Here is a 9,067-nt window from a genome sequence, read left to right on the forward strand (position 1 = left end):
CAGCCGATTCGCCCGCACATCCAACTCCGCGAACGACACCTCAACACCATCGGCAACCACCGCCACCGCATCCGGAGCCCGCACCACCTGCGCCCCGAACAACCCCGGCACCAAACCCGAACCGACGTCCCATCCGCTGTCGTTCCACTCCACGAGGACCTGACGCCGCTCCGCCTCGCCGAGGACGTCCACGCCCTCCAGCGGCGCGTCCGCGCCTCCGCCGAGGGCCGCTTCGAGGGCCTCCACCAGGTTGGCGACGGCCACGTGCATCAGTGCACTGACGGCGTGCGGGTCGATGGGGGCGATCGAGTCGATCGTCACGTCCAGCGAGTCGCCGTCGTCCGTGACCGCGACGGACAGCGGGTAGTTGGTGCGGTCGTGCTCGAAGACCATCCGGACGCCGGTGACCGGTTCGGCCGCAGCGGCGGTGGCGGCCTCCACACCCCGAGTGCCGTGGCTGTGGCGGTAGTTGAAGAAGGACGTGAAGAGCGGGGTGTTGCCGTGCACGCCGCTCGCGCGCTGGGCCAGTGCCAGCGGGGCGTGCTCGTGCTCCAGCAGCTCGGCGAGCTGGCCGCGCATCGACGACACGGCGTCCAGGGAGCCGAGTTCGGCGGTCCGCAGGCGTACCGGGAGGGTGTTCATGAAGGGGCCGGGGACGCGGTCGGAGCCCGCGCCCGCGTTCATCCGACCGAACAGGACGGTGCCGAAGACCACGTCCGAACGGCCGGAGACCGCCGCGAGCACGCGTGCCCAGGCGACGTGCAGGACGGGGGCCGAGCTGACGCCCATCCGGCGGGCGATCTCCCTGATCCGCAGGGTCAGCGGACGGGGCAGCGTGAGTCCGCCCCGGATGACGCCACTGCCGTCACCGCGGGCCTCGAGCACGCCGTACGGCGCGGTGGGTTCGGTGACGTCGCCGAGCAGGTCGGCGAAGTAGCGCACGTGCTCGGACTCGTCGACCGCGCCGCGCGCCTGGGCCACGAAGTTGCGGAAGGGGAGCGGCTGCGCCAGTGCGTCGCCGTGGCCGGTGAGGAAGGCGTGGACTTCCTGGAGCAGGACCTCCTTCGCGGTGTGGTCCTGCACCATGTGGTGCGCGCGGATCAGGGCGAGCCAGCGGCCGTCGCTCTCGTCGTGCGACGCGCGGGCCAGGTGCAGACCGATCAGCGGGGCACGGCGCAGATCCATCGCGGTGCTGCCGAAGGCGACCAGCTCGGCCACCGGGTCGGCGGCGCGGGCGTCGAGGGTCACTTCCTCCACGGACAGCCGGGCGCGGCGCCAGACCACCTGGACGGGTTCGCGCAGACCGTCCCAGACGATGCCGGTGCGCAGGATGTCGTGGCGGTCGACGACCTGCTGCAATGCGTGCAGGAAGGCGTCGAGGCCGCCGCGCGAGTCGAACTCCAGGACCATCGGCAGGGCGTAGGCGTCCTCGCCCTCGCCCGCGAGCAGGTGGTGGAAGAGCAGGCCCTCCTGGAGCGGGGCGAGCGGGTAGACGTCGGCGATGTTCGCCGCGCCTCCGTCGACGGTGGCGGCGATCCGCTCGATCTCCTCCGCCGTGAGGTCCACCAGCGGGAGCATCTCCGGCGTGATCGCGGTCGCGTCGGCCGGGATCAGGTTCTCGGGTACGTCGACCTGGGCCGCGCCTCCGGACAGGGCGAGCCCTGCCGGGGTGGGGGTCTCGAAGAGAGCGCGGACGGGGACGGCCACGCCACGGGCGCGCAGTCGCTCGACGAGGCGCACGGCGAGCAGCGAGTGACCGCCGAGGGTGAAGAAGTTGTCGTCGACGCCGACCTCATCGAGGCCGAGTGCCGCGGCGAACTCCTCGCACAGGACGCGTTCCTGGCGGGTGGCCGGGCGGCGGCCGCCGCCGGCCGCGTGGGCCGGGGCGGGCAGCGCCTTGCGGTCGAGCTTTCCGTTGACCGTGAGCGGCAGCTCGTCCAGCAGCACGACGGCTGACGGGACCATGTACTGGGGCAGTCGTGCGCCGACGAACTCGCGGATGGACGCGTTGAGTTCGGACGGGTCACCGGCGCCGTTCGCCGCGACGGCGTACGCGACGATCCGTACGTCGCCGGGCGTGTCCTCGCGCGGGACCACGGCCGCCCGGGCTACCCCGGGGTGTGCGGCGACCACGGCCTGGACCTCGCCGGGCTCGATGCGGAAGCCGCGGACCTTGACCTGCTGGTCCGCGCGGCCCGCGAAGACGAGCTGTCCGTCCTCGGTGCGGCGCACCAGGTCGCCGGTCCGGTAGATGCGCTCGCCGACCGCGTACGGGGAGGCGACGAAGCGCTCGGCCGTGAGGTCGGGGCGTCCGACGTACCCGCGGGCCAGCTGCGCCCCGGCGATGTAGAGCTCGCCGGTGACACCGGGAGCGACCGGCTGGAGGTGGCCGTCCAGGACGTACATCCGGGTGTTGGCCACCGGGCCGCCGAAGGGCACCGCGCCGGTGCCGTCGTGGTCGACCCGGCCGACGGCGGTGATCACGGCCGCCTCGGTGGGGCCGTATGCGTGGACGAGGCGGCGGCCGCGGGCCCACGCGCGGGCCAGTGCGGGGTCGATGCCCTCGGAGCCGACGACCATGGCGCCGACCCCGGCGAGGTCGTCGAGGTCGAGCACGGCGAGCAGGGAGGGGACGAGGCTGGCCGAGCGGACGCCGGTCTCCTCCACGAGTGCGCGCAGCAGGGCGGGCTCGGACCGTTCGGTCGCGCCGGCCACGACCAGCGTGCCGCCGTGGGCCAGGGTGACCGCGACGTCCAGCACGGAGGCGTCGAAGTTGAAGGAGGCGAACTGGAGCACGGGGACGCCCGGGGCCACCTCCATGAGGGGGCCGAACACCGACACCAGGTTGGCCAGGGCGCCGTGGCCGGTGGCCACGCCCTTGGGGCGGCCGGTCGAACCCGAGGTGTAGATCACGTAGGCGAGGCCGCCGGCGGTGAGCGGGGCGTGCGGGGCGGTAGCGGGGAGGGCGGCCAGTTCGGCCGCCTCACGCGGGTCGTCGAGCCACAGCACGCGGTCCGCGTCGAGCTGCCCGGCGACGCCGTCGGCGGTGTCACGGGTGCTCAGCACCACCCGGGCGTGGCTGTCGTCGAGGATGAACGACAGCCGCTCGGCCGGGTGCTCGGGGTCGAGGGGCACGTAGGCGCCGCCCGCCTTCCAGACGGCGAGGATCGCCATCACGATGTCGACGCCGCGCGGCAGGCAGAGGCCGACCACCGTTTCGGCGCCGATGCCGAGGGCGGTCAGCCGGTGGGCGAGGCGGTTGGCGCGCGCGTCGAGTTCGGCGTAGGTGACCTCGGTCCCCTCGGACACCACCGCGACGGCGTGCGGGGTCTGCTCGGCGTGGGCCGCGAACAGTTCGGGCAGCAGGCCGGGGGCGGTCTCGGCGAGGGTGTCGTTCCAGCCGGTGAGGAGCAGGGCGCGCTCGTTGGCGTCGAGGACGTCGGCGGTGCTGATCCGGGCCTGCGGCGTGGCGGTCAGCTGCTCCACGACGCGTACCAGGCGTGCGGCGAACCGGGCGGCGGAAGCGGCCTCGAACAGGTCCGCGTTGACGATCACCGAGCCGTTCATGCCGGCCGGGGCGCCGGACGCGTCGAAGGCCTCCTCGGCGGTGACCTCGAGGTCGAACTTGGCGACGGTGCCGATCGGTGCGGAGGTGGATCCGGCGGGGAGTCCGGCGGACCGCGCGTCGCCGAGGTCGGCCTCGGCGCGGGCGAGGTTCTCCACGCTGAGCATGACCTGGAAGAGCGGGTGGCGGCCCAGCGAGCGGGTGGGCGCGAGTTCCTCGACCAGCTTCTCGAACGGTACGTCCTGGTGCTCGAACGCCGACAGGTCCGTCTCGCGGATCCGCGCGAGGAGTTCGGTGAAGGTCGGGTCGCCGGAGACGTCGGTGCGCAGCACGAGGCTGTTGATGAAGAAGCCGACCAGGTCGCGCAGGCCCATGTCGGTGCGGCCGGCCATCGCCGTGCCGATCGGGAGGTCGGTGCCCGCGCCGAGCTTGGACAGCAGTACGGCGAGTGCGGCCTGGAGGACCATGAAGACGGTCACGCCCTCGGCCCGGGCCAGATCCGCCAGCTTGGCGTGCGCCTCGGCGGGGATCTCCAGTGGGGTGCTGTGTCCGCGGTACGTGGCCACCTGCGGGCGGGCGTGGTCGTACGGGAGCTCCAGCTCCTCCGGGGCACCACTCAACGCGCTTCTCCAGTACGACACCTGACGGCTGATCAGGCTTTCGGGGTCGGCGGTGTCGCCGAGCAGCTCGCGCTGCCAGAGCGCGTAGTCGGCGTACTGGACGGCCAGTGGCTCCCACCGCGGGGCGTTGCCCGCGCGGCGGGCGGCGTAGGCGGCGGAGACGTCGTCGGCCAGGGGGCGCATCGAGTATCCGTCACCGGCGATGTGGTGCACCACCACGGCCAGTACGTACTGCTCGGGGGCGGTGTGGAACAGCCAGGCCCTGATGGGGAGTTCGGCCGAGAGGTCGAAGTGGTACCCGGCAGCGTCGGCCAGCGCGGCGGCGAGGGCGGCCGGCGTCTGCGACGTGTCGGCGCCGGTCAGATCGACCCGCTGGAGGGCCCAGTCGAGATCGTCGATGTCATGGATGTGCTGGTGGGGCTCGCCGTCGGTCACGGCAACCGTGGTCCGCAGGACTTCGTGCCGCTCCAGGACGTCGCGCAGTGCCGCCGCGAGCGCATCCTGGTCCAGTTCACCGGACAGCGGAAGTGCGAGCGGGATATTGTAGTTGGCGCTCAGACCTTCCAGCTGCTGAATGAACCACAACCGACGCTGCGCGAATGACAACGGAATCATCAGGGCCCCTCCTGCTTAACGTCCTGGCCGCGACGTCGGCCGAGGTTGACTGGTGAAATCCAGCCGCCGTTTTCCCTGCCCTGATGTCGGCACGGGTGAAATGGCGGCTATTGGCGGCGCCACCTCTACCGGAATTCCCGACCGGGCGAATGCCCGTCTCTTCTTTTGTCGGCAGTCCGGGGGCACCGCAGCTTCCCCGAAGGCCACTATGGCTCACCCTCCAGCGGTGATCAATGTTCTGCCGACCCACGCGGGCTCGACCGTCGGACCGCAGGTCGGAGGGGTGTGAGAGGTGTTCAACTGCCCTCCTGGAGGCAGTTGAACACCCCCTGAATCCGGCACTCACCGGTCCTTGACAGACAGGAAATTCCGGCAGCGGAAAGTCCCGCCGCCCGGAGGGGCGACGGGACTTTACGTCGACGGGAATTTCGACCGGCAGGCCTTGACGGTCGACCCCTCAATGGTCCCTGCGGTCCGATGAGAAGACGGTCAGCACGGTGGCGACCAGCGCCCAGACCGCGAGGACGGTCCACGCTCCGGTGTGCGACCACGGCCACAGCTCGGCGGTGGCCGACTCGTAGGTCAGGCGCTGCCAGGCCTGCAGGACCATCGTGTGGAGGAAGGTGGCCGAGAGGTAGTCCTTCGGGTCCAGCAGCGACGGCACCACGAACAGCAGGGTGATCGTGGCGACGATGGTGGGCACGCTGTGCCGGATGACCACGCCCATGCCCATGCCGACGAGGGCGGACACCGGGGCCAGCACCACGGACGCCGCGAGCAGGCGCGGCACACCGGGGTGCCCGAGGCCGGCGGCGGCGCCGTGGCCCGACAGGATCCACTGGACCCCACCGTACGAGGCCAGGACCGCCACCAGGCCGAACGCGGTCGTGGCCGCGGTGACCACGCCCACCTTCGCGGCCATCACCGAACGGCGGGCGGGGACGGCCGCGAACGTCGTACGGATCATCCCGGTGGTGAATTCGCTGAGGACCGAGATGGCACCGATGGCTCCTGCGCCGAACACCAGGAACGTGGCACTGCCCGTGGGGAAGCAGTCACCGAGCGCCCCGAACGCCCGGAAGTACTCCTGGCGGTCGGCGTCCAGCCCGGGGTAGCTCTGGTAGTCGCCGTAGGCGGTGCTGATGCTGATGCCGAGGATCACCACCAGGGTGGCCGCGAAGGCCCAGGGGGTCGACCGCAGCGACCACAGCTTGATCCACTCGGCCGCGAGCAGATCGGTGAACCGGGCCCGGGGCTGCCGGACCTGCACGTCCGCGTCCGCGGGCCTCATCGTCGTCGACGCGGTCATCGGTTCTCTCCTCCGGAGTATTCGACGCTGTCGGCGGTCAGTTCCATGAACGCCTCCTCCAGCGAGCCGGTGCGGGCGGTCAACTCGTGGACCAGGACACGGTGCTGGAAGGCGAGCTCGGCGATCCGGTCCGAGTCGAGGCCGACCACGGTGAGCAGCCCGTCGGGCTCTCGGACGACGGACGCGCCCTCGGCGGTCAGCAGGGGGGCGAGCGTCTCGGGGGCGGCTGTACGGACCGATACGCTCCGGCCCGCGCCGCGGGCCGAGAACTCCGTCACGCTCTCGGCCGCGATCAGCTCGCCGCGGCCCACGACGATCAGGTGTTCCGCCGTGTGCTGCATCTCGGTCATCAAGTGGCTGGAGACGAAGACCGTCCGCCCCTCGGCGGCCAGCCTGCGGAAGAGACCGCGCACCCAGTACACGCCTTCGGGGTCGAGGCCGTTGAGCGGCTCGTCGAAGAGGAGCACCGGCGGGTTGCCGAGCAGCGCCGTGGCGATGCCGAGGCGTTGGCGCATCCCGAGGGAGAAGCCGCCGATCCGCCGGTTCGCCGCGTCGGTCAGCCCCACCTCGTCCAGCACCTCGTCGACCCGGCCGCGCGGGATGGCATTGCTGCGGGCCAGTGCGTGCAGGTGGGCCTGGGCGGTGCGGCCGCCGTGCACGTCTCCGGCGTCCAGCAGGGCGCCGACGTGCCGCAGGCCCCGGGGCAGGTCGCGGTACGCGCGGCCGTCCACGGTGACGGACCCGCTGGTGGGCCGGTGCAGGCCGAGGATCATGCGCAAGGTGGTGCTCTTGCCCGCACCGTTGGGGCCGAGGAACCCGGTCACGCGGCCGGGTTGCACGGTAAAGCTCAGGTTGTTGACCGCCAACTTCTTGCCGTAGCGCTTCGTCAGCTCGTGGACTTCGATCATGCGGCTCACTATGCCGACGAGGCGGTGTTCAGCACATGCGACCAGGGGTGACACTCTGCCGTCCCCGCATGTCATCCAGGGGAGTACCTCCGTGGTCCGATGTCCGGCGGAAGCCGCCTGGCTACCATCGCCGTATGTACGCCACGCTGACTCTCCCGCTGCTCAAGCGCGTGCCACCGGGAGGCTGGACGGCCTTCGCCTGGCTGGTCGTCTCCCTCTATCCCACGCTGCTCGTCGGACAGCACGGCACCGCCGGCTGGTTCGACGACGGCTCCACCCAAGGGCTTCCGGCCACCGGCGGGGACTGGGCGATGCTGTCCCTGGCCGGGCTCGCCGCGCTGGCGGGCAGCGCGCTGCTGGGGCGGCGGCCCCTGGCCGGCATCGCCCTGCTGATCGCGGCCCCGGTGATCGCGAACGGCGGGTGGAACCTCGGGTCGCAGTTGACGCCCCTGCAGTTCCTCCCGGCGGACATCGCGCTCGGCGTCATCACGGCGACCCGTTCGCGGCGGGCCTCGCGGATCGCGGCGGCCATGCTGGCCTGCACGCTGCTCCTGCACGTCGTCATGGTCCCCAGTACCGGCACGGCCGACGCCCAGGGGGCCGTGCTGCTGGCCGTCATCGCCTGGCTGATCGGGCGCTCGACGCACCAGTCCCGCGTCCACGCCGAGCAGCTCGGCGCCCAGGCCGCGGCCCGCGCGGTCACCGCCGAGCGGCTGCGGATCGCCCGTGAGCTGCACGACATGGTCGCGCACACCATCGGCGTCATCGCCCTGCAGGCCGGTGCGGCACGCCGGGTCATCGACACCCAGCCGACCCGGGCCCGCGACGCGCTGGGCGAGATCGAGACCGCGAGCCGGGAGACGCTGTCGGGACTGCGCCGCATGCTCGGCGCCCTCCGCCGACCCGGGGACGACACCGACGCCGAGCCCGCACCGCTGGAACCCGGTCCCGGTCTGTCGAACGTCGACCGGCTCGCCGAATCCACGGCCGCCGCGGGCGTCACCATCGACGTCCAGTGGCACGGCGCACAGCGCCGGCTTCCGCCGGACGTCGACATGTCGGCCTTCCGGATCATCCAGGAGGCCGTCACCAACGTCGTGCGCCATGCGAACACGAAGTCCTGCAAGGTGTCCATCGACTGTCAGGACACCGAGGTGTCCGTCGAGATCTCCGACAGCGGTCACCGGTCCGCTCATTCGGCCGCCGGGGGCTCCGGCCTCGGGCTGTTGGGCATGCGCGAGCGGGTCGACCTGCTGGGCGGCGACTTCTCCGCTGGGCCGCTCCCCCAGGGCGGCTTCCGGGTGGCCGCTCGACTGCCGGTCCCGGCGGGCGTGCGATGAGCATCCGCGTGGTACTGGCCGACGACCAGCCCCTGGTGCGCACCGCACTGCAGATGGTGATGGCCGAAGCCCCCGACCTCGAGGTGGTCGGCGAGGCGGGCAATGGCGCCGAGGCGGTCGAACTGACCACCGCCCTGGAGCCCGACGTCGTCGTCATGGACATCCGGATGCCCGGGACGGACGGCATCGAGGCGACCCGGCAGATCACCGCGGGCCCCTCGAAGGCCCAGATAGTCGTGCTCACCACCTTCGACGACGACGACTGCGTGTACGCCGCGCTGCGGGCCGGTGCCTCCGGTTTCCTGGTCAAGGACATGGGGCTGGACGACATCCTGGCCGCGGTGCGGGTGGTCGCCGCCGGAGACGGCCTGATCGCTCCCAGCGTCACCCGCCGGCTGATCAAGGAGTTCGCCGGACGCCCCTCGTCCGCCGCGCCCACCCCGCCCCGCCGGACCATCAGCGGCATCACCGCCCGCGAGCGCGAGGTGCTCGGCCTGGTCGGCCAGGGGTTGTCCAACCAGGAGCTGGCCGAACACATGGTGATCAGCGTCCACACCGCCAAGACCTACGTGACCCGGCTGCTCGCGAAGCTCGACGCCCGCGACCGGGTCCAGCTGGTGATCATCGCCTACGAGGCCGGTCTGGTGTCGCCCTGACCCCGCCCGCCGGCCCCGCTCCGCAGCCGCCGACGGCCGGCCGCAGCGTCCGCT

Annotated in this window: 5 protein-coding genes; 2 read left to right on the forward strand and 3 right to left on the reverse strand. The window is 72.1% G+C overall.

What is annotated here, in order from left to right; all coding sequences use genetic code 11:
• From IE257_RS37260 to IE257_RS37270, 3 genes are all read right to left on the reverse strand, one after another.
• Positions 1–4,800, reverse strand: a 4,800-nt coding sequence (locus IE257_RS37260) for a non-ribosomal peptide synthetase (protein WP_189974464.1), incomplete at its 3' end; no start/stop codon positions are given.
• A gap of 457 nt (positions 4,801–5,257) precedes the next feature.
• A complete protein-coding gene (locus IE257_RS37265; protein WP_229920901.1) occupies positions 5,258–6,109 on the reverse strand; it encodes an ABC-2 transporter permease in 852 nt (283 codons plus the stop codon).
• On the reverse strand, positions 6,106–7,017 hold the full coding sequence (locus IE257_RS37270; protein WP_189974485.1) for an ABC transporter ATP-binding protein: 912 nt from the start codon (positions 7,015–7,017) through the stop codon (positions 6,106–6,108). The genes IE257_RS37265 and IE257_RS37270 overlap by 4 nt, the downstream gene beginning before the upstream one ends.
• A 134-nt stretch (positions 7,018–7,151) precedes the next feature.
• Between IE257_RS37270 and IE257_RS37275 the strand changes: the two genes are divergently transcribed.
• Together IE257_RS37275 and IE257_RS37280 are read left to right on the forward strand one after the other, a co-directional pair.
• The gene (locus tag IE257_RS37275) at positions 7,152–8,357 is read left to right on the forward strand and encodes a sensor histidine kinase (RefSeq protein WP_189974487.1); all 1,206 of its coding nucleotides are present in this window, start codon (positions 7,152–7,154) and stop codon (positions 8,355–8,357) included.
• Positions 8,354–9,013, forward strand: a complete 660-nt coding sequence (locus IE257_RS37280) for a response regulator (protein WP_189974488.1) — start codon at positions 8,354–8,356, stop codon at positions 9,011–9,013. The genes IE257_RS37275 and IE257_RS37280 overlap by 4 nt, the downstream gene beginning before the upstream one ends.
• Positions 9,014–9,067: the final 54 nt, after the last annotated feature.

The sequence above is a fragment of the Streptomyces avidinii genome (assembly GCF_014650695.1).
Taxonomy (GTDB): Bacteria; Actinomycetota; Actinomycetes; order Streptomycetales; family Streptomycetaceae; genus Streptomyces; species Streptomyces avidinii.